This is a genomic window from Bradyrhizobium sp. MI1.10, assembly GCF_055811035.1.
On sequence record NZ_JBVVPN010000038.1, the window covers coordinates 17229 to 39058 of the forward strand.

Below are 21830 nucleotides of genomic sequence, written 5' to 3' on the forward strand. Positions count from 1 at the left end.
TGCCTTCATCAACCAGTCGCAAGGCCGTGGTCGATCGCGTGAGCGATCGTCCTGGCGTCCTCGGCCGTAATAATCAACGGCGGAGAGAGGATAATATTGCTGCCGGAGACGCGCACCATCACGCCGGCATCGTAGATGGAATCGGCGATCTTTCCGACGCGCTTCTTGTCGAGCGCCTTCTTGCTGCCGCGGTCGGCGACCAGCTCAAGCGCCGCCATCAAGCCCTTGCCACGCACGTCGCCAACGATCTCGCGCTTTTGCTTGAGAGCCGCGAGCGCCTCGTTGAGGATGGCGCCGGAGGCCTCGGCCCTGGTGTCGAGCTTAAGCCGCTTTGTTTCGGCAAGCGCGGCGATGGCGGCCGCGCAACCGACGGGATGGCCGGAATACGTGTAGCCATGGCCGATCGAGCCGAAGCTCGTCTCGTCGCTCTCGAACGCCTCGGCGATTTTATCGCCGATCATCGTGGCGCCCAGCGGGAAATAGCCCGATGTGACGGCCTTGGCGATTGTCATCATGCCCGGCTTGACGTTCCAGAGCCGCGCGCCGCACCATGCCCCGGTGCGGCCGAAGCCGGTGACGACCTCGTCCGAGATCAGGAGCATGCCGTAGCGGTCGCAGATCTCGCGCACGTCCCAAGAAACTCAAATGCGGCACGATGACGCCGCCGGCACCGAGCAGCGGCTCCATGATGAAGGCGGCGATGGTGCCGGCGCCCTGGAATTCGATCTCGTCGAAGAGCGCATTGGCGCGGAGCTGCGCGAGCTTCGCAGGGTCGGTCTCGTTGAAGGGATTGCGGTAAGTCCAGGGCGAGGGGATGTGATAGACGCCCGACAGCAGCGGCTCGTAGTTGCGGCGGAAATTGGCATTGCCGTTGACGGATGCGCCGCCGAAATGCGTGCCGTGATAACCCTTCTTCAGCGCCAGGAATTTGGTGCGGTCGCGCTGGCCCTTGATCTTCCAATATTGCCGTGCGAGCCGCAACGCGGTCTCGACGGAACGGCGCGCGGCTTCCGTCGGCGATCGACGGCACCGGAGGTCGCGGACGCAAGCAGGCGATTATGCGCATGGAACGGACGATGGGCGAGTTCCGTCGGCACCGGCAGCCAGGCGGGAAAGTCCACCATGTCGATGGCGCCAGGCGCGACGATTTGCGGAATGCCGTTCCGGCCGGCATTCATCAGACGGTCCGAGCCGGAGTTTACCACCGAGCCCATCACCTGGTTGGCGACCTCCTGAAGGCTGAGGTCGAGCACCGCGGCAAATCCGCCTTGCGCTGCGATCGACTCCATCGCACGGCCGCCCATGCCGGTGGTGTGGAACACCACGACCTCGTAGCCGCGAGCCTCGAGCTGCGGCTTCAGCTCGACCATTTAGCTGAGGCAGCTCTTACCGAGCGAGGTCAGCGCTAAGATCGGGCCCTCGGGCCGCAGCCTGATGGCGCCGCGGGCCGCGCCGACGATCGCGCCGCAGGCCTGCGACAGCACCGCCGTGCAGGTGCCGTTGAGGCCGTAGAGGCCGCCGGCCCACAGGATCATCATCAGATCGGCGGCGATGCGCTCGGGGGGAATCAGATGAGAAAAGGCGATGGTCGACACGATCAGCTTTGGAAAGCCGAGCGGCAGGGCGAGCGCGACGTCGAGCGCGAGGTCGGTGCCCATGGTGCCGCCGATCGCGATCATGGCGTCGATCCGGCCCTGGTCGCAGTGTTGCCGCGTCAGCCGGGCGGCGCTGCGCGCCATCAACGTCATCGACGAATTCTCGTCGCCGCTCGCGATCACGGCGGCGATCGTCGTGTCGGCGGCGGCGGCCACCGCGTGCTTGTCGTGCGCTGCCTTGTAAGGGGGATCGCCGAGCACGCTGACGTCCATCAAGACGGTCTCGCCGCCGGCGTCCGCAATGCAGCGCTGCATGAACAGGAGCTCGTCCGACGTAGTGTCGCCGGTGCCGATCAGCAGGATGCGAGGGCGTGATCTGTTGGTCATGGAAGGCCGGTGTCGGCGAACGGACGCGCAACGGCCCATGTCCGAGCGCAGTGAATGTTGCCGCAACATTATGGATTTGCTGCGATGCATGATATCCACCTATCGGTGGATTGTGAGAAATGTCGCATCGAAGAAGGACCGTCGGCCTCATTCTGGTGTGAAAACAAATGTTTTGAATTCCTCGCAGATGCCAGCGCTTGCTTCAGCACCTCTCGAAATCATCGCCCACGCCGATATTTGAAACTCACAGAACGCGCGAGGACGCTTGAATTGCCGTGCTTGGAAGACTCTTTGCACATTCGCGCCTCAGACTCGCTGATCATTGAACTGCATAACTGCTTGCTTGCGAAGATCGAAGCGTGTCGTGTCGATAATTCGGCAACCTTGTCGCGAACACGACGGCAGGCTTTACAGAAAGCGGGAACACCGCCGAATTCCGACGGGCCTAAATCCTGCACAACCCTGATGGCCAACATGTCGCCGACCCACCGCTGAGCTACGAGCTGCTAGCGATGGAATGAGGATGTCCGGCACCGCGAATGCCTCAGGTCAGAACCTCATCCCTCCGTTGAAGCTTTCCTTCCATGTCTTTGTTCGTACACTTCGGGAGCGTTAATCGTGCAAATCCCAAAAGAAAATGAGGCGATCAAGCTAGTCTCCTCTGAGGACCGCGCAAGGGTCAGTGCCGTTCTTACGACGGCCTTCACAAGCTGCCCATTGTTGAGATGGCTTTATCCCGAGCCGGACCGCTACTTGCGGAATTTCGGCAAATTCCTCGAGTACTACTCTGGTGATCCCTATACGGATCGAAGCGGCGCGTGGTTCAACAACGGCGATAAAGGCGCGCTGCTGTGGCTACTCAATGGGATCAAAAAACGCCAATGCGAACGCAATGAGATTGGGAGAGGTCCGGTCGCGCGAAGTCGGCGCGGAAAATCCTTTTGCCGCGGATCTGCAGCGCACGTGCGCAGTTTAAGCGTCATCTCGCACCAATTTGCGCGCCAAGACGAAAGTCACTTCGCAACACAAAATGATTGCTTGATCAATTTGCTCCAGATCTGTTGGAGAAAGCCGAATGGCGGCCTGCGCGACGTACGCATCGATCCTCTCCGGGTCACCTCGAAATACTGGGGTGTCTATCACGATCGCCGCGAACGCCAGAGATTGCGCGCCAACTTGTTAGACTTGAGTGACAGGGAACTGCCTGGATTTCGCCATCACGCGCAGTGAGATCGACTATGTCGCTTTACACAGAGATATAGACCCGCGAGGCATTCGATCCGCCGATTGGATGCAATAGTTTCCGATGCTGCATCCAGTTTACGGATGCGGGGTCCCACTTTCCTTGATTGATGCAATTTTGGACCGTTGCGCCGTCGAGGATTGGGGCCGGTGCCGGTGCAAAACGGATGCCCGATTGCGCGTGAGGCCGATCAGCCATCGCATCCCGATCGTTGTTGCTTGGCGTCCCGATGCAACTGAGGACGCGAGCGTGCTCGAGCGGGGACGGCCAACCAGGCGGAAGCCCAACGCTTAACTTAACCAGCACAGCGGGTCCATTTAAGCAAATACTGATGTGTCGTCCACGCTTGACGATCACGCATCAGCGCAATTGTCCTCCTTGTCGCTGGAATGCGTAGATCGGATTCATCCCGCAATAGGCTAAGGTGCCGGAGGCAGTGGCCATGCACTGGTCATAGGTCGAGAACTGGCAATTGCCCGGATATCCCCAGCTACGTCCCTGCAGGCAATAAACGTCCTGCCGATCCGGTGGGATGAAAGAACGACCCCGCGGAGCGGCGGTCGAAGGCGATACAAAACCGACGAGGATGGGAAGTGCAAGCACACAGAAAAAGAGAAGGTTGCGCATGTGACATCTAGCCTCCGTTCAGACTTGAGAGGATAGAAAATCTAGAATTGATGTTTTGATCTTGGTCAATGGCGAAACGCTTCGTAGATGGCTTGGCCGATGGCCTTCGAAAGAGCTCCAAGCGTCAGGCGCTCTGAGTCTGGAGCAGCATTCCTGCTATTTCTAGAGAGGAGCGCATTTTTCATGCGTGATGGGGGCGTGTGCGGCGGAAAATCCTACGGCAACGGCCGATCCGAGCTTACCCACTCTCGTGCTTCGCAATATGCCGGTTCGAAAGGCCGCAGGTCGCCGCGCTTATCAATGAGGCGGAAGATCCCCGCCCTCAGGTGCGCCGCCGAGCGCGGCATCGCTTTGGGTGAGCGACTTAAAGGGCCTGGCAGGGCTCAGGAAGATTCAGCGAACCTGAGATCGTCTAGGCTTCCTTGATCGGCCTGATCCGGCGCAGCAGGGAACTGGCATATTCCTCGCGCTCGCGCATGAAGCGCTTTTGATGCGCTTTGAAGCTCTCGACCCGCTTCTTGATCTCTTCGCGTTCGCTACCGCCATAGTCTGGCGCACTGAGGCCACTCCGCTCGATGGCTTCTTTCGGCAGAGACCGGGGCCCCTCGATCTCTACCTTCAGCGATTTGGCGAATGCCGTCGTTTCAGCGACGAGGGCGTCGAGTTCGCTCTTCCAATCATGCATTGACGCCCCCGTGCGGCACCGCCGTGCTGGCGAGCCAATTCATATAAGCCAAACTGCGACTATAAACGCCGACGCCGATCGCATGTAGGCCAGCCCAATCCGCTTATCCCTGAAAAAGGCCGCCTACAATATCGCCGGCGGCCTTCCGGGTTCAAAATGCCTATCGTGAAAAAGAGCAGTTCTGCCCAGGGGAACGATCCTAGACTCAAAACGCGTCGTTTCCTAGTTTTACAGTTCAGGAAGCTTAACGCAGGTCGATGCGGTTTCCGCTTGGAAGACGGAAAATGCCACCGCCTCTTCGAAATCAGTTGGAATTGGGCCGGATCTGTCTCGGGTGGCTTGCATCAAAGCGCGCAGCGGTATTGCCTCGCCCCGGTTAACATATAAGGACCACCACAAAGAGGCATTGTCGGGATCAAGGGGCGGTGAAGCACGACCATTCATCGTGAACCGGAGTTAGTGAGAGTTCCAAATGACAGATTGTGTGATTGTTCGGGCCCACGGGAAGCAATTGGATCACTTGCGCGAAGAGGCGTCGCGCATTGCAAGAGTTAGCAAAATCGACTGGACGATTGAGCGGGCGACGAAGGGGCGCATTTTTGCTTCGAGAATACCCAGGCAAAGACGGCCTTCGTCGCGATCTGCAAGAGCTTTGCTATTCCACACAGAGAGGCTTAGCGGCTGGCCGCGCGCAACAGGTTGGGGACGCCAGAAATCTGGAGCTTCGCCGAGAACTCTGGCCTCACACCGAATCCGTCTTGGTCGGCCCAAATCGATTAGCTCCCGATCCACAAATGGTAACTTTAGTCTGTCGCCGCTGCGACTGGCCCGACCGGCGCGAGGAGCCGATGTGCTCCTCATGATGACGGGGCATGCGGCCCTCGCATTCAAGCAACCGTCGATAATCCAAAGCGCCTCCCATCTAACGTCGGCTCCTCCCTCGGGCTGACGCCGCGCCGGTGTCCAGTTCGGCTTTCAGGCGAGCTCTCTCCAGCCGCTTCCTGAGCGCTGCAAGTCGGCTCGACAGTCTCGTCGATTCCTCAATGCCAAGCTCACCGAAAACGAATTGATCCAGTTCCTCCTGTTGTGCAGCGATGTTCGCGAGACGCTTACGGGCTTTGTCCGTTAGCGACAGCTGGACGACCCGAGCGTCCCTGATACCGGGCTTGCGCTGCACAAATCCGACTTTCTCCAGCGCCTTCGAATGTAGCGTGATGAAGGATGGGTCGACTTTCATCAGTTTTGCGACCACGCCGGCCGGAGCACCGCCATCCTTGTCTAAGTCCGTCACCGCCATCAAGATCGCCAATTGTGTTCCACTAATGCCGAGTGACTCGGCTCGGACGTGAAGAAAATCCTCCAGACAGACGTTGAGGGATCTGATCTCCAACGTTAATCGCCGCATCAGCTCCTGACTCTCAGCAGAGCCATTTCCTCCTTGTGTTGCTTGCTTAGCCAAATGCGGTGCCGCCGAATGTTAGGACTCTATTCAAAGCTCGTTCGCGCTGAGAAGGTTCAAGACAGGGACAATTTTTGGTCCTCACGCGCTTACTTCCGTCGACAATTGGTGAATGCCGAGAAGTGGCCCGAAGTATGTGACTCCCAGCGAGACCCCAGGCCTACATGTCGGCGGCTACGGCTTGGCAACGTATTGGCTATTGCTTCACCAAAGATACTAGGCTCGCCGAGATGCACGTTCAAAAAGACCTCGATTCGTAGTGTCGCACACCGGCGCGACACTACATCACTTACGCTCTCGCCCAGGCTGTCCCAAAATGCGGGAAGACCGTTCTCGGATCCGGGCAACGGGCTCGAATGTCATTCGGAAGTAGGCAGCTCCGCGCTTAACAGAATCGCAACTTTGCACAATCGATGCGGTGGAATTCATCAAAAACGATCGCCCGAACGCCGAATTAGCGCCTCGCAGCGTTGCATCTCGTGTGTTGCCGCCCACGAGCGGGTGTTGCCGCCCAACGAGCTAGATGATTTCGATCGTCGGCCGTCCGACTATCCAGCCCTTTAATCGTCGAGGAACAGGGTGCGAAGACCGCATCCAACTCCTGCCGTACCTCGGGTTGACTATCGGCGGGAGCGCGATCGGTTCGGGTCATGTGGAAGCGGAAGCGATCGAAAACGTACGGGTAACCCCATCGGACGAGGCACATCCAGATCCCGCCTTCCGGCGCCGAGTCATTCTTCCTTGCCGTCGAGACTTGATCGCCCGTCGGCTAAACCCGGCGGGACAACTCACCATAAGATGTCTGGAAGTCTCGGCCGCGGAAGGACAGATCTATTCGCCGAATCCGTGAGAACCTGGTTCACCAGGAGTGAACCTCGCTCAGACCCAGTTGCTATGAGGAGCATAGACAAATCTCTCCGCACTTACGCCTTAGCCGTCCAGCGACCCAATGAAAGCAACCCGTTAGGTCTGTCGCAACATCTTCAAATCAGCGTTGTCAGGCGAATTATGCGATCGCCTGAATGGCGTTGGAGAAGATGCTGGCCGGCCGGCTCAGGCCGTAATGATCGCGCAGCGTTGTGCCCGTGTAGTCGTGACGGAACAGGCCGCGCTTGCGCAGAATGGGCACGACCTGCTCGGCGAAGATGTCGAACCCGCCGGGCAGCCAGGGCGGCATGACGTTAAAACCGTCGGCCGCGCCATTCTCGAACCAGGTCTGGATGTGGTCGGCGATCTTTTCCGGCGGTCCGGCAATCACCCAATGGCCGCGGGCGCCGGCCAGGCGCTGCACGAGCTGACGAATCGTCGGCTTCTCGCGATCGACGATGTCGATCACCAGCTTGAAGCGGCTGGCAGCGCCGTGGGCGCCCTCGGTAACGATCAGATGGCGGGGAAAGGGGCCATCGAGGTCAAACCCGGAGAGGTCGAGACCGATCATCTGGCGCAGCTGGGTCAGCGAATACTCGGGCTGGATCAGCTCGTTGAACTCGTTCTGCAGCCGATCGGCCTCGATCTGCGTGCTGGCGATGAAGGGACTGATGCCGGGGAGAATCTTGATTTGATCGGGACTGCGGTCGAAGGCGCGCGCCTGACGCTTGATGTCGGCATAGAATTCCTGGGCGCTCGCCAGTGTCTGATGCGCGGTAAAGATCGCCTCTGCGAAACGCGCTGCAAAGGCGCGTCCGTCGTCGGAAGAGCCGGCCTGGACATAGACCGGTCGTCCCTGCGGCGTCCTTGAGATGTTGAGCGGCCCCCGCACGCGGAAATGCTTTCCGACGTGATTGATGGCGAGGATCTTGCCGGTGTCGGCGAAAACACCCGAGATGGGGTCGTTGACGAGCGCGTCGTCCTCCCAACTGTCCCAAAGCCGCGTGATGACGTCCAGATACTCCCGCGCCCGCTCATAGCGTTCGTGATGCGGAGGATGCTCGGGCAAGCCAAAGTTTTGCGCGGCCTGCGGCGTGCTCGTTGTCACGATGTTCCAGCCGGCCCGGCCGCTACTGATGTGATCCAGCGAGGCGAAGAGCCGCGCCAGGTTGTAGGGCTCAGTATAAGTCGTCGATGCGGTCGCGATCAGGCCGATCCGACTGGTAGCGGACGCGATCGCGGTGAGCAGGGTTCAAGTCGAAACCGTTGCGCATAGCGGACATTGTCCGCCAGCGCCGGACCATCGGCGAAGAAGACCGCGTCGAACTTGTGCGCTTCAGCGCGCTGCGCCAGCTCCTGATAGTAGGTGACGTCGAGGATGCGATTGGCTGCCGAACTACGGTGACGCCAGGCCGCCTCGTGATGGCCGTCTGGATAGATGAAGAAGTTGAGGGAAAGATGCCGTCGTTCGCTCATTTGTGAGATCCGCGTGCATTGGAAGTTGTAGCAAGCGAGACTCTACGTCTGCAGTCACGCTGATGTCGATGAAATGAATTTGCGTTGTTGAGCTGGATGCAAGCATGAAGCTTGCGAGCAGAGCGCCAATCAAGAACGAGGGCAATCGTCACGACGTGAAACGACGGCAGCTATAACGATTTTATCGCGTTTCCGGACGAGAAGTGCGTTGCGTCGCGTCAAATTGCATTGCTCTTGCAGCCGGGCGGGCGGTCATCATTGCGAATCTTTTAGTGTCAGCATCGACCGCGAAGCGTTCGTTGCCTGTCGCCGAAAACAAAGCTGGTTTTGTTTCATTGACTGACGATCGATCGCTCGTACCATTCAGGACCTCAACGCGAGGTCGTTTCATCATGCTCCAATTCGATCGCAGTGACCGATGTCCCGGCTCGGGCCGTCTGCCGGAGCAAGTTGCGGCCGAGTAGGGCCCCTAGCCAGAAATGATTTCATCTATCTCCACCGTCGTTTCCGCGACCGGCGCATGGCGGAGCTTTGTCCACGGGGATCGCAGTGACGAGAGCACGACCATGAGCAACACGACAACAATTGATCACGTCATTCCGCGCGCCGACATCGTCAAGCGTGCGGCCAGGCTTGGCGCCGAGATCAGGAACATCAAACTGTCGGGCGAGCTTTCGGACGAGACCATCCGTGCCATCAACCAAGTGCTGCTCGAACACAAGGTCATCTTCTTCCGGGACCAGGGACATCTCGACGATGCCGAACAGGAGCGCTTTGCCATCAGACTCGGCAAGCTGGTGCCCCATCCGACGGTCGGCGCGATCAAGGGCACGTCGTCGAACCTGGAGCTGGACTCGGGCCGAGGCGGTGGCCGCGCCGACCAATGGCATACGGATGTCACCTTCGTCGATGCCTATCCGAAAATCTCGGTGCTGCGCGGCGTGGTGATTCCACCCTACGGCGGCGACACCGTCTGGTCGAACACGGCAGCCGCCTATCTCGACCTGCCGGCGCCCCTGCGCAAGCTCGCCGACGAACTGTGGGCCGTTCACAGCAACGCCTATGATTATGCCGTGAAGACGCGGGCAACCGAGGCGGACAAGAAGCACTTCGACGAGGTGTTCACCGGAACGATCTTTGAGACCGAGCATCCGGTGGTGCGCGTCCATCCCGAGACAGGCGAGCGCACGCTCGTGCTCGGCAATTTCGTGCAGCGCTTCGTTGGCCTGCCGAAATACGACGGCCAGAAGCTGTTCGACCTGTTCCAGTCGCATATCACGGCGCCGGAAAACACCGTTCGTTGGAGCTGGGAGGCCGGCGACGTTGCGATCTGGGACAATCGCGCCACGCAACATTACGCGGTCAACGACTATGGCGACCAGCACCGCGTTGTGCGCCGGGCCACCATCGATGGCGATGTACCGCTCAGCGTCGACGGTCGCCGCAGTGTGACGCGCGTCAAGACATCCAAGCCCCAGACCGCCAAAGCCGCTTGATCCGGATTAGCTCACGAGAGTCACAATGATGAACGCTATACTTCGATTGCTTCCCGCAAGGCGCGCCGGGTTGGGACGGGCCACCCGCAACACGTTGCGGGTTTTGTTGGCGGGCGCCGTGGCGCTCGGCCTCACGGCCCCGGCATTCGCCGAGCCGCCGCTCGAGAAGACCGAGATCCGATACCAGGGATCGGCCGGGCAGGTGACTTTTATCGAGCTGGCCGAGGACCTCGGCTATCTCGCGCCGCTCAAGCTCAAATGGGTCGGTAACACCATCAGCGGGCCGCAGGACATCCAGGCCGTCGTCACCGGCGATATCGACATCGGCGGCGCGTTCTATGGGGCGATCCTCAAGTTGATCGCGGCGAAGGCGCCGGTCAAGGCGGTGGTCGGCTACTACGGCTCCGATGCCAACACCTATTACGGCTACTTCGTGAAGGACGACAGCCCGATCAAGACCGCGCGTGACCTGATTGGCAAGAAGGTGGCGGTCAACACGCTCGGTGCCCATCTGGAATTCGTGCTCCGCGAGTATCTGGCTAGGTCCGGCCTCAGCGCAAGCGAAGCCAGGCAGGTCACGCTGGTGGCGATCCCACCAGTCAGCGCCGAGCAAGCGTTGCGCCAGGGCCAGGTCGAAGTGAGCGCGTTGAGCGGCGTTTTGCGCGACAAGGCGTTGGAACGGGGCGGCATCCGTTCGCTTTTCAACGACACCGATCTGTTCGGCCAGTTCACCGGCGGTGCCTATGTGCTGCGGGAAAAGTTCATCAAGGACAATCCCAATGCCTCGCGCAAGCTGGTGGAGGGGATTTCGCGGGCCATCGAATGGGCCCAGATCACACCGCCGGAAGAGGTCAGGGCCCGGTTCGACAAGATCATCGCCGAGCGCAAGCGCAACGAGGATGCCTCCTCGATCAAATACTGGAAGAGCACGGGCGTTGCGTCCAAGGGCGGCTTGATCTCGGACAGCGAAATCCAGGTATGGATCGACTGGCTGGTGAAGGACGGCCTGTTCAAGCCGGGTCAGGTCAAGGCGTCCGACACCTACACCAATGCGTTCAACTATTTCCGTCCCGGAAAGACGGCGGAGGCCCGATGACCTCCGTCAAGATCCGTTTCGAGCATGTCCGCAAGGAGTTCGTCCTGCGCGGCGAGGGCGGCGGACTAGGCCAGCGCTTCACCGCGCTGGAGGACATCACGCTCGATGTTCGCTCCGGCGAATTCTTGGCCCTGGTTGGCCCAAGCGGCTGCGGGAAATCCACGTTGCTCGATCTGCTGGGCGGGCTCACGCTGCCGACCAGCGGCCGGATTCTGCTCGATGGCCGGCCGATTGCCGGACCCGGTCGCGACCGCGGCATCGTGTTCCAGCAGTATGCGCTGTTTCCCTGGCGCACCGCCGCGCAGAACGTTGAGTTCGGTCTCGATATCGCCGGGTTCAAGGCCAAGCAGCGGCTCGACATCGTGCGGCATTTCCTCGAGCTGGTCGGGTTGTCCGGTTTTGCCGACCGCTACCCGCATGAGCTCTCCGGCGGCATGAAGCAGCGCGTCGCGATCGCGCGAAGCCTCGCCTACGATCCGGAAGTGCTGCTGATGGACGAGCCGTTCGCCGCGCTGGACGCCCAGACGCGCGAGACGCTGCAGGGCGAGCTGCTGCGGATCTGGCGCGCCACCGGCAAGACGATCGTCTTCATCACCCACGGCATCGACGAGGCCATCGTGCTCGGCCAGCGGGTGGCGGTGATGACGTCGCGTCCGGGCCGGATCAAGCAGATCATCGACATTCCGGACGGGCTCCGCAGCGAGGCTGACGACGTGCGCTCGCTGCCTGAGTTCGGCCGCGTGCGCCACGAGGTCTGGAGCCTGGTACGCGACGAAGTGTTGAAAGCGCAGCAAGGACAATTGGCCGCCGGCGCTGGTGCGCGCGCCGATCGCAAAGTGGAGGAGGTCACCCATGTCTAGCCTCGAGATGCTGACATTGCTGGAGCTTGCGCACGGGCGCCGAGAGCCGCTGACCAGCGTGGAAAGCCCGGCATCGCCGGTTGTGGACTGGATCAACGCCGCGGCCCGCGGGCTGGCCGCCTTCGGGCACCGCTCGTTGCTGCTGATTGCCCTGTTGGCGGCATGGGAGGTGGCGCCGCGGCTCGGGTTGATCGATCCGGTGTTCCTGCCACCCTTCTCGGAGGTGATCGCCGCGGGCTGGCAGCTTGCGCAAACCGGCGAGCTCTATGATGACGTCTCCGCCAGCCTGCTGCGTGCCTTGAGCGGATTTCTGATTTCTGTCGCCTTGATCGTCCCGCTTGGCGTGGCCGTCGGTTGGTATGCGCGTCTCGGCAATCTCGTGAACCAGTTCATCGAGATCTGCCGCAACACCGCGCCGCTTGCGCTGCTGCCGGTCTTCATCCTGCTGCTCGGAATCGGCGAGCTGTCGAAGATCACGATGGTGGTCTATAGCTGCGCGTGGCCGCTGATGCTCAACACCGTTGCCGCGGTGAAACAAGTCGATCCGTTGCTGATCAAGTCGGCGCGGACCATGGGTGCAACCCCGCAGCAGCTGTTTCGCAAGGTCATCCTGCCGGCTGCGCTTCCCACTATCTTCGTCGGTATTCGTCTGGCCAGCGCGTCGGCCATGCTGGTGCTGGTTGCGTCCGAAATGGTCGGCGCCAAGGCCGGCCTCGGCTATCTCATCATCAACAGCCAGTACAGCTTCCTGATTCCGCAGATGTATTTCGGCATCCTCAGCATGACCGTCATCGGGTTGGCGTTCAATGCCATTCTGGAGGCACTGGAGCGGCGCTTCACACGGTGGAAGGCGCCAGTGACGGCATGAGATATGGGACAGGCGCCGCTCGGAACTTTCCGCGCGGTGGCCAGCGTCACCATGCTGCTCGGCGGCACGTCGCGGATCAGCCAGACATTCCTGCCGATGGTCGATCCGCGGCCGATCGTGATTCAGCCACGGCCAAGGATCGTTTCGTCGACGTAGATCACGACGCTGTCGTCCAGGATCGGGTGGCGGGTGGCGCCCCTTGATCACCTTGGCCTTGTCATCCGTCGGAAAGTCGCGCCTCGAGCGTGACCGCCTGATAGATGCAGACATTGTCGCCGATAATGGCCGATCGCGATCCCGGTGCCGTAATCGATGAAGAAGCCGGAGCCGAGGCCGGTGCGGGCGCCGGGGTGAATATCGATGCCGATCGGCCTGACTCAATTGAAAACGCGTGAATTACGGGAAGCCTATGTCAGCGATCGATGACATTTTATAATGTCATCGATCGCTGACATTTACCAATTGTCAACGAACGCCGACTTAAGTTAAAGTATGCGAACGTTAACATTTGGATATCCCATGCTCATACGCACACCGGCCGAACTCGGCGCCATCCTTCGCGACCGACGCAAGAAGCTCAAACTCGATCAATTGACGTTCGCCAAGAGCATTGGCGTCAGCCGCCAATGGGTGATCGAGGTTGAGCACGGTCACGCGCGCGCCGAGCTCGGGCTGATCCTTCGCGCCCTTGACGCCCTGGACATTCGCCTGGATGCGGGCACCGAACAAGCGCCCGCCCGCGGGGCCACCAGGCCAGCCGTCGACATCAACGCCATCGTGGACAAGGCCAGGAAGAAAAAGGCATGACGAGCGAACTTGTTGCTCTGCTGGATGGTCGGGAAATCGGCCGCGTGCGCAATGACGCCCGCGGCCGGCTCACCTTTGTCTATGACAACGACTGGCGCCAAGCCGAAGGAGCCTATCCGCTGTCGCTGTCCATGCCGCTCGCGGCCGAAGAGCACGGACCTTCCGTCGTGCAGGCTTTCCTCTGGGGACTGCTGCCCGACAACGAACGCGTGCTCGAACGGTGGGCCCGAAGATTTCAGGTGTCCGCGCGCAACGTGTTTGCCCTTATTTCCCATGTCGGCGAGGACTGCGCGGGTGCCGTTCAGTTCGTCACGCCCGATCGGCTGGAGGCCTTGCGAAGCGGGGCCGAAGACAAGGTCGAATGGCTTGACGAAACGGCGATCGCCAAACGCCTGCAGACCTTACGTGAGGATCACGCCGCCTGGCGGTTGCCGCGCGATACTGGACAATTCAGCCTTGCGGGTGCCCAACCCAAAACCGCCTTGCTTCTGCAAAAGGGCAAGTGGGGAATTCCCTCTGGGCGCATCCCGACCACGCACATCCTCAAACCGCCGACCGGCCATTTCGATGGACACGCGGAAAACGAACATATCTGCCTCATACTTGCGCGCAATCTCGGTCTGCCCGCCGCCGACACCCAGGTGATGCATTTCGGAAAGGAAATCGCCATCGTCATCGAGCGCTACGACCGGCAGTTCAGTGGGAACGAGATCGTCCGTGTCCACCAGGAAGATATCTGCCAGGCGCTCGGCATCCTGCCGACCATGAAGTATCAAAACGATGGCGGACCAAGCCCTGCCGATGTGATCGAGCTCTTGCGCACCTACTCCACGGATCGCGTCGCCGACGTTGACACGTTTGTCGACGCGCTAGGCTTCAATTGGCTGATTGCGGGTACGGATGCTCATGCCAAGAATTATTCGCTGCTGCTGGCCGGCGGTCCCCATGTACGGCTCGCGCCGCTCTACGACATCGCCAGCATTCTTCCCTACGATGACGTCGATCTGCAGAAGATCAAGCTCGCGATGAAAATCGGCGGTGATTACAAGCTCAGCCAGATTAGTTTGCGCGATTGGCAGAAGTTCGCGCGCGAAACGCGCCTCGATCCTGACAAGGTGATCGCCGGACTGATTTCCATGGCCGAGCAGCTTCCGGACATTGTGGCCGCCGTACGGGAGCAAGCGCAGAAAGACGGGTTGGACAATGCCATCATCGGGCATCTCGCCAAGCACCTGATCGCAAGAGCCGGGCAATGCCGTCGACTGCTCGGTGAGGCATAGTTTCCGGCGACGGCCGCCAGCAGCATCATGCTGATCGGCAACATGGTGCCGATCATCATCGGTCGACATGTCGTTGTCGAAGCCAACGGCAGCAACAGCATCAATACCGCCGCGATCGGCATGCCGATATCGATATCGATGTCGATGTCGACTACGATCGGTGATTGCTCGCGATCCGTGGCAGCCGCGTAGTCACTGCGGCTGGCGTCACCTCACGTTCGGCGTGTCCTTTCAAGGGTCCGGCAGACAGCGATTTCTCCTCCGCGGACTTTCCCAATTCGGCGGGGCGCTTGCAGGTCCTCTTTTTGGCACGGCCCCTATGCGCCCGGCAGTCCCGTGGCCACGGCTGCGCAATCACGACGATTAGGCGTCTCGCCCCCCTTTAAGAGGCGCCGGATTAGCCAGGGCTGAAGATCAAATAGAGCAGGATCGCGGCCACGACGACCGTCCAGCCGATTGACGTGGCGAGAGCCCATACTTGCGTCGGCATCGGACGAACTTTCCCGATGAAGCTAACGAAGAGACCGCTGGCGCTGGACAGCGGCCTCTTGAACCCGCCTCAAACTGTCTTCGAGATAAAAGACCTTACCCCGGGGTCCGCCATAATCAAACGCCGGACTCGCCACCCTGTGAAGTCAAAAACGATTCGAAGGCCGATGGAACAATTGTGACGTTGCGAGAGCGACACACCTGACAAGCTAGGCCAGCACTGGTGGAGAACTCTTCCTCGGGCGGATGCCAACCATTTGGCACAGAAATGAGCGATAGTGCCCGCATTCGCCTGCCGAGGGTGACGTAAGGCCAGCTGCTAATCGACGGTCCCAACCTGATCGGAGAGGTCTTCGACCATACTCACGAACATGTGCGAGTCCTCCCCGGGGGCGCCAATCTGCAAACGCCTCCACGAGATCACGCGGCGGCCACGAACTGGATTGCAGATCGTATCGACAATAGGCTCGAGCTGCTGGCTTTGCGCAAGTAGCTGCTGGTCGCGCTTTTCGATCAGCTCGGCCGTTTCAGAGGAAAACAATTCGCGCGCGGTCTTGCCGACAATGTCGGTGCGCGACATACCCAGCTGCTGTTCGGCCGCCTTGTTGATGAACAGATAGCGCAGACTGCGCGCGTCCTTGGCGATGATACCTTCGCGCACGTTCTCGACGACGGTGGCGAGCAGCCGTTCGGTACGCTCGAGAATACGCTCTTTCTGCCGCTGTTCCGTAACGTCCTCCTGGACGGAGACCCAGCCGCCCCCATCCATAGGCCGTTCATAAATCTTGACGATCCGGCCGTCGTTGAGCCTTACCTCGTAAGCTGCCGGCTCCTTCTTTCCGATGCGAACGAGAATGGCCGAAACGTACTTTTTGATGTCGCCGCTGAACAGCCCGTGCTCCAGGATCCCCTCGAGCGAGGACCCTGACTCGATGGTCTCGGGTAGATTATACATCCGGCGATAGTTGCTGTTCATTGCAATCACACGTGCCTTGCCGTCGAGCATGATAAGGGCTTGCGGCATGCTGTTGATAGCGGCGGAGAGCTGCCACGTTTTGCTCTGGTACCTGTCGTTGAACGCGTCGCGCTCGGCCATTGCGGCGTCGCGCTGTTTGCAGAGGTCAAATTCAAGCTGTTCGAGCTCAAAGACTTGAGCGACAGCTTCGCGGAAGTTCTGCGCGGCGCGTGCCAGGCGGCCAATTTCGTCCTGGCGTCGCAGATGTGGCACCTCGCTTCCGATGTCCCCGGTTCTGATGCGATCGGTCGCTTGGGCAATGTCTGAGAGCCGCGCCAGCACCGAATCCCGGATCACGAGAACGTTAAGCGCGGCAAGCACCAGCGCCGCCAAACCCAGCATGAACAGGTACCATGCCGCATAGCAATTCTGTTCGGCGAGCCCATCTGCTTCGCGAGTGCGTTCGTTGTAGCCGCGCTGCAACGCTTCCAAATCCGCATTCAGCCTGCTGCGAACCGTGCTGCTGGCTTCGGTGTCCCCAAACTCGCGGGCAGCTGCGGGGCTAATCTCCACCGCCCGGCGCACCAACTCCCGGCGGAAATCGATGAATTTGGCAATCCGCCGTTTGAGGGATGCGAACTGTTCGAAGTCTTCCGAACGAACCGCGGCTCCCAGCCGTTCATCACCTCCGCAAGCTCGTGGTTGCGCTTGAGGATTCCGTCCCCGAACTCTTTCACCTTGGCTCGTTCGGTGGACATGTAGATGCCGCGTGAGTCCATCACGATCGCATAGACGGATGCGTTGACCAGTCCGGAATTGATCGCCGCAGCAGCGGAGGAGGCTTGCATATTACGATAGGAATTCTGCAGTCGCACGGTCTGGACCGACATGACCAGAAGAAAGGCCGTAACAATTCCCAAAAACCCGGCGATCGCATAGACTTTCTCGGCGACTGTCAGGTCGTCGACCCCGCGCGCAAAGCAGATATATTTTTTCAAAAGCCGCGCGACCGGCCCGGCTCCAAGGGCTGCTATCGCAGCATTCACCACACATCCCAGCCTAAACCTGCGCAACATAAAACTATCCGATTGTCCAACCTTAAGGTTGTGCCGGTTTACGGGGGCAATGTGCGTTGAGGATCGGCCGGCGTCGGAGAGCACGTCTTCGGGGGAGAGTGGGCCGTAAGCATCCCCGCATAGGCCGCGGGCTCATTGGATTATTCTGGCGGCGAGCGCTTAGGCGGCTTTATAGATCCGGACATGTTCGATCGATTCCGAAGTTAGTGAAAACCTGCATGCCATGTTCTCCGGCGCCATAGCCCCAGATTGCGCCATGTTCAATCTCAATTTCATTGGCGACTTCTCGCAGGCAACGTGACGAACCGGTGACGTGCATGGTTACACAGCTCAAGCGGCGATCGCTGATGCCAGCCTTCAATCCCAGGGAAGCAGTCCGTCCAGCCGATGAACTGGATGAGCAGAGAGGGGCCACACGAGCGACGGCTCACCTCATGTGAAGACGAAGACAAGCAGGCTCGAGCAGAGTAGCGCAACTCCTACTGCGGTCAGCCCTAGGAAACTGCTGGAGACAAGATCATGACTGCCCATGAGCGACCTCTGCGGCGAGGAATAGAGATCGGCAATCGCCGCTTCGTTCCCTTTCCAGCCAATCTCGAGATTATTATTCAAATGAGGCGCACAATTCCTGCTGGCCCCGCGATGGGACGCACGTTTCCAGCAAAATCGATGGGCAGTTCGCCGCGTTCCGGCGGCATCCTCGTTTAATGCTATGGCATCTGCAAACGGATCGCGCTCCCTCGAGGTGCAGCCAGGTTGGGGATAGGTCGAGCTCGGCAGGATGTCGATCCAGGCCTTCAATGTCTTTCACGCTCGCGACCGTCAGCGCAGGCGACTTATCTTTAAGAGAATGCTTCAGCTGCTCCAGAAAGGTTTCGCCGTTGGCCGACGAGAACGACGTCGTCCAGCGTTTCAAGCCATACTAACGCGTCGTCGTCAGTTTCGCGCCGTAGCAAGATTAACGCGTACTCTCCCTCATAGGAAAGTCAAAAGCGGCGTCGCCCGCGTTGTGCTCGTTCTTCGTGGTCTTCGTGGTCAAGCCCGCCTTTCCTAGCTGATGAGATGGATTCTTACAGCAGTCTCTATCCGGTGTGCAGCATTTGCAATCGGACTACATCATGTATCGGCGTAGGAGTTGCACGACAGGCGGTCGGGCGCATCCTCGCCACCGGCTAGCGCAGCAAAAAAAAGCGCTCCCAGATGCGGCGCCGTCACGAGAGACGGTCTCCGACCCCGATCCGGATCTGTGCGCAAATCCTTACGAACCTGGTGCTGTCGGGCCCGAAATTTCACGCCGCTCTTGAGGCCCTCGCGCCAAAACGACGCAAGAGCTGCTCCACCTCAGCGGCCGGCCTGGCGCCGCTGAATAAGAATCCCTGCACCTCGTTGCAGCCCTCTGCGCGAAGCCAATCCAGCTGCTCGGTCGTCTCCACCCCTTCCGCAGTTGTGGTGATGTTGAGGCTACGCCCGAGGCCCGAGATCGCGCGCACGATAGCGACGCAGTCGGAACGTTTCGCGAGATCCTTCACAAAGGAGCGATCGATCTTGATCTTGTCGAACGGAAAGCTGCGCAAGTAGCTCAGGCTGGAATAACCTGTTCCAAAATCATCCAAAGAGATGGAAACTCCAAGCTCGCGCAGCTGGTGCAGGATGGCGAGATTGGCTTCGGATTCCGCCAGGAACACCGACTCGGTGATTTCGAGCTCGAGCCGCTTGGGCGACAAACCCGAATTGGCGAGCGCTGAAATCACCACCTGGACCAGATTACGGCTACGGAATTGTGCCGGCGACAGGTTGACCGCGACCTTGATTTCGGACGGCCACTTCACCGCCTCGTTGCAGGCTTCACGCAATACCCACTCGCCGAGCGAGACGATCAGCCCGATATCTTCCGCCACCGGAATGAACTCCGCCGGCGAGATCATGCCCTTCTCCGGATGGAGCCAGCGCAGGAGCGCCTCAAAACCTGAGATCTTGTCACGCGCGACGTCGACCAGCGGCTGGTAGTGCAGCTCGAAGTCTCCATTGGCAAAAGCGCGGCGCAGGTCGAGCTCCAGCTCGCGGCGCCGCTGCACTTGGTGATCCATCTCGCGCTCGAAGAAACGCTGCGTGCCGCGGCCATCCTGTTTGGCGCGATAGAGCGCCATGTCGGCGTTGCGCATCAGTTCCTCGCTACTCGTGCCGTCGCCAGGCGAAAGTGCAATTCCGATCGAGGCGCCAATCACCACCTGATTGCCGTCGATCTCATAAGGCTCACTCAACATACTGATCAGCCCGGCGGCGAAATCGCTCGCCTGCTTCGGCGAGGAATCGTCGGCCAGGATGATTCCAAATTCATCGCCACCGAGGCGTGCCGCCAGATTGTTGCTGGCTACACGCGACCGCAGCCGGTTGGCGACCTGCTTGAGCAGGCAATCGCCCATGGGATGCCCGAAGGAGTCGTTGACGTTCTTGAAGAGGTCAAGGTCGATGCACAACACCGCGACGCGTTTGCAGGCTGCATTGCCACTTTCAAGCGCCTCGCCTAGACGCTCGCGGTGGAACGCGCGGTTGGGGAGGTTAGTCAATCCATCGTGGAGCGCCATATGGGCGATGCGGGCCTCGGCCTTACGCCGTTCGGTGATGTCGACCACCGCGACCAGGTAGCCTTCGCGCCCTTCGAGCATGATTCGTCGCCCGAAGGTGAGCACACAAATCTCGGTGCCGTCGGCTTTCACGTGACGCCAGTGATGTTCGGACTGGTAGGTATCGCCGACGTCCCGCAGCGCCTGCGTATAGCTGAGCCACTCCTCCCTTGGCCAGATCTCGTGAACTTTCATCCGCAGGAAGGTCTCGCAAGCGTAACCGTAGTGCTGCACCGCCGCGTCGTTGACCCTCACAAAGGCCATCGTCTCGCAGTCCAACGCCCACATCGGCATTGGATTGGAGTCGAACAGCAGTCTGAACGAAGCGTCTCGGCGCTTTAAGGACGTGACGTCGGAAATGACCAGGGAAAGGATCCCGCCGAAGGCCTTAATTGCCAACCGAAGGCTGCGATCATCGCTGTCGATCTCGAACTGGTCACCCTGGTCGTCCTTAACCGCAGCCCGCAACCGCCCTACGACCGCTTGCGAACAGAGCAGGTGGCCTCCGTTGCTCAGACGCTGCCATAGCAGGCTTCGCTCTGCCACGTTGAGGAGTCTCACTGCTGCTTGATTGTGGTGCACGACCTGAAAATCAACCGGCTGGCCCGTCGCATCGCGAATGGTCGAGAGCGAGATTACGCCGTCATCGGTCGTAGAAAAGATCGCATCGGGCAGATTGTATTCCGTGCCGCGCTCGTTGACGTAGGCGCCGACCAGCGTTCCGCCGCCAACGCGCGAAGGTCGGCAGCGCGAGCACGTCATACGTTCGCACCATGCCGTTGCGCACGCAATGAGCGGCGGTGAGATAAGGACGGTTGTTTGCAATCGCGTTCGCGGCTGCCTCACTGAGGACGGTCGCGCAATCCGGGCGCAGCGCGTCCATCGGAACGTCCCAGCGCTCATCGCCCAGCCATTCCTGCGCATAGCGACCCGTCCGCGAAACGGCGAATGCGTCGTTCTCGCACTTGAGCAGCATCATGTGATCGGCGAGTCGCCCGAGGCTGCCCAGCAGCACATCTTCGTAGCGGGGAAGAGTTTGGCCGGGCTTGAGTGCAGCCTGCCACTTGCGACGCAGGACCGGCATGCCCTCGAACATTCCCGTATCTAATTTCACGGATTGCTTCCTGGCAGCACCCATCACACATCCCCGAGATCCAAGCTTCCTGTCCGCGCGGCATCAAATCCTGCTCTGCTTAATTCGCTGTAAACGATTGACTTGGGCTGCAGCGAGTAGCCGATTGCGACAATCTTAAATCAGCTAGTGTTAGCGCGCGCATGACGGATGCGCGAAGGAGTTGTGCACAGGCGGGAATTTCGCGCGACTCTTGGTAAGAGCCGACACTGTGCTCACAAGCTTGCGAATCCTTATTTGCTATGGGTCATCGACGTACCCGGTGCAATTGGCTCGGGGCACGGCCTCATTAACGGCCTGCTGCAGGGCCACCTCGTGATCGCTTCCATGCAACGGGATGCAGGAAATCCTCGGCACAGCGGGAGAATTCGACGCAAATAGGCTGGCGAGGCCGTATGACGATGAGAAACTTCGAATGGACGTTTTGAACATCGCGTATTTTACTGGCGGAGGTTTCATCCGTTACACGTGTCTGTACGGGCTGATGTTTGTCCGATTCGTACCAACTATGATCTGCCGGACGGACCGAGATGACGAGGAATCTGCGCGGCCAGCTGTTGCGCGAGCTCTGTCGAGAATGGAGACTTCTTTCGCCGGTTTGGCTGCGACATCGACCTCCATCGCGTGTATCTATGTGAACTTCGTCGGTACACGCGCAAGGGGTGGGCATCAGCGGACCCGCAATGGTGATGGCGACCGAGGATCTGGGCAAAGGAGATGTGCCGCAACCAAGTATATGTTGAAGAATCGTGGCGACGCGCAGCGTCAGGAGTCGGAGCATGACAAAGAGTGATGCGACGTGGTCCGA

At 60.0% G+C, this 21830-nt stretch carries 15 protein-coding genes and 5 pseudogenes; 9 read left to right on the plus strand and 11 right to left on the minus strand.

What is annotated here, in order from left to right; translation table 11 throughout:
- Positions 1–8: 8 nt before the first annotated feature.
- A pseudogene (locus tag AC0L3K_RS30805) lies at positions 9–1014 on the minus strand (aminotransferase class III-fold pyridoxal phosphate-dependent enzyme); the annotation flags it as partial.
- Positions 987–1982: pseudogene (locus AC0L3K_RS30810) on the minus strand (Tm-1-like ATP-binding domain-containing protein); the annotation flags it as partial. The pseudogenes AC0L3K_RS30810 and AC0L3K_RS30805, both read right to left, overlap by 28 nt.
- A 618-nt stretch (positions 1983–2600) precedes the next feature.
- Here AC0L3K_RS30810 and AC0L3K_RS30815 point away from each other — a divergent pair.
- A complete protein-coding gene (locus tag AC0L3K_RS30815) occupies positions 2601–3212 on the plus strand; it encodes a hypothetical protein (RefSeq protein ID WP_473367455.1) in 612 nt (203 codons plus the stop codon).
- Between the two features lie 373 nt (positions 3213–3585).
- On the opposite strand, the gene AC0L3K_RS30820 is transcribed toward AC0L3K_RS30815, so the two are convergent.
- The 5 genes and pseudogenes from AC0L3K_RS30820 to AC0L3K_RS30840 form a co-directional block, all read right to left on the minus strand.
- A complete protein-coding gene (locus AC0L3K_RS30820; RefSeq protein ID WP_473358369.1) occupies positions 3586–3852 on the minus strand; it encodes a DUF3551 domain-containing protein in 267 nt (88 codons plus the stop codon).
- Positions 3853–4264: 412 nt separating this feature from the next.
- Positions 4265–4537: a hypothetical protein gene (locus AC0L3K_RS30825; protein WP_473358370.1), complete on the minus strand. Its 273-nt coding sequence runs from the start codon at positions 4535–4537 to the stop codon at positions 4265–4267.
- A gap of 922 nt (positions 4538–5459) precedes the next feature.
- On the minus strand, positions 5460–5996 hold the full coding sequence (locus tag AC0L3K_RS30830) for a MarR family winged helix-turn-helix transcriptional regulator (protein ID WP_473367456.1): 537 nt from the start codon (positions 5994–5996) through the stop codon (positions 5460–5462).
- Between the two features lie 454 nt (positions 5997–6450).
- Positions 6451–6702 carry a DUF1045 domain-containing protein gene (locus AC0L3K_RS30835; protein ID WP_473367457.1) on the minus strand — a complete coding sequence of 84 codons (252 nt, stop codon included), beginning with the start codon at positions 6700–6702 and terminating at the stop codon, positions 6451–6453.
- A 300-nt stretch (positions 6703–7002) separates the two neighbouring features.
- Positions 7003–8339 (minus strand): annotated as a pseudogene (locus AC0L3K_RS30840) (LLM class flavin-dependent oxidoreductase).
- 566 nt (positions 8340–8905) lie between these two features.
- Between AC0L3K_RS30840 and AC0L3K_RS30845 the strand changes: the two are divergent.
- From AC0L3K_RS30845 to AC0L3K_RS30860, 4 genes are read left to right on the plus strand one after another with little or no spacing between them, the layout of a single operon-like run.
- The gene (locus tag AC0L3K_RS30845) at positions 8906–9835 is read left to right on the plus strand and encodes a TauD/TfdA dioxygenase family protein (RefSeq protein ID WP_473367458.1); all 930 of its coding nucleotides are present in this window, start codon (positions 8906–8908) and stop codon (positions 9833–9835) included.
- Positions 9836–9860: 25 nt separating this feature from the next.
- On the plus strand, positions 9861–10931 hold the full coding sequence (locus AC0L3K_RS30850) for an ABC transporter substrate-binding protein (RefSeq protein ID WP_473367459.1): 1071 nt from the start codon (positions 9861–9863) through the stop codon (positions 10929–10931).
- Positions 10928–11791, plus strand: coding sequence for an ABC transporter ATP-binding protein (locus AC0L3K_RS30855; RefSeq protein WP_473358361.1), 864 nt, complete (start codon positions 10928–10930; stop codon positions 11789–11791). Before AC0L3K_RS30850 ends, AC0L3K_RS30855 begins: the two co-directional genes overlap by 4 nt.
- Complete coding sequence (locus AC0L3K_RS30860; protein WP_473367460.1) at positions 11784–12659, plus strand: ABC transporter permease; 876 nt, start codon at positions 11784–11786, stop codon at positions 12657–12659. Before AC0L3K_RS30855 ends, AC0L3K_RS30860 begins: the two co-directional genes overlap by 8 nt.
- Positions 12660–12688: 29 nt before the next feature.
- On the opposite strand, the pseudogene AC0L3K_RS30865 reads toward AC0L3K_RS30860, so the two are convergent.
- Positions 12689–13024, minus strand: a pseudogene (locus tag AC0L3K_RS30865) (serine O-acetyltransferase); the annotation flags it as partial.
- A 154-nt stretch (positions 13025–13178) separates the two neighbouring features.
- Between AC0L3K_RS30865 and AC0L3K_RS30870 the strand changes: the two are divergent.
- From AC0L3K_RS30870 to AC0L3K_RS30880, 3 genes are read left to right on the plus strand one after another with little or no spacing between them, the layout of a single operon-like run.
- Positions 13179–13466 (plus strand): helix-turn-helix domain-containing protein, encoded by a 288-nt coding sequence (locus AC0L3K_RS30870; protein WP_473358359.1) that lies wholly within the window; start codon positions 13179–13181, stop codon positions 13464–13466.
- A complete protein-coding gene (locus AC0L3K_RS30875) occupies positions 13463–14746 on the plus strand; it encodes a type II toxin-antitoxin system HipA family toxin (RefSeq protein WP_473367461.1) in 1284 nt (427 codons plus the stop codon). Before AC0L3K_RS30870 ends, AC0L3K_RS30875 begins: the two co-directional genes overlap by 4 nt.
- A gap of 27 nt (positions 14747–14773) precedes the next feature.
- Complete coding sequence (locus AC0L3K_RS30880) at positions 14774–14938, plus strand: hypothetical protein (protein WP_473367462.1); 165 nt, start codon at positions 14774–14776, stop codon at positions 14936–14938.
- 616 nt (positions 14939–15554) lie between these two features.
- On the opposite strand, the gene AC0L3K_RS30885 is transcribed toward AC0L3K_RS30880, so the two are convergent.
- Both AC0L3K_RS30885 and AC0L3K_RS30890 read right to left on the minus strand, forming a co-directional pair.
- Positions 15555–16682 carry a PAS-domain containing protein gene (locus AC0L3K_RS30885; RefSeq protein WP_473367463.1) on the minus strand — a complete coding sequence of 376 codons (1128 nt, stop codon included), beginning with the start codon at positions 16680–16682 and terminating at the stop codon, positions 15555–15557.
- Positions 16683–16690: 8 nt separating this feature from the next.
- The gene (locus tag AC0L3K_RS30890) at positions 16691–17266 is read right to left on the minus strand and encodes a hypothetical protein (RefSeq protein ID WP_473367464.1); all 576 of its coding nucleotides are present in this window, start codon (positions 17264–17266) and stop codon (positions 16691–16693) included.
- A gap of 519 nt (positions 17267–17785) precedes the next feature.
- Here AC0L3K_RS30890 and AC0L3K_RS30895 point away from each other — a divergent pair.
- Complete coding sequence (locus AC0L3K_RS30895) at positions 17786–17974, plus strand: hypothetical protein (RefSeq protein WP_156948696.1); 189 nt, start codon at positions 17786–17788, stop codon at positions 17972–17974.
- A gap of 581 nt (positions 17975–18555) precedes the next feature.
- Here AC0L3K_RS30895 and AC0L3K_RS30900 read toward each other — a convergent pair.
- A pseudogene (locus AC0L3K_RS30900) lies at positions 18556–21028 on the minus strand (putative bifunctional diguanylate cyclase/phosphodiesterase).
- Positions 21029–21830: the final 802 nt, after the last annotated feature.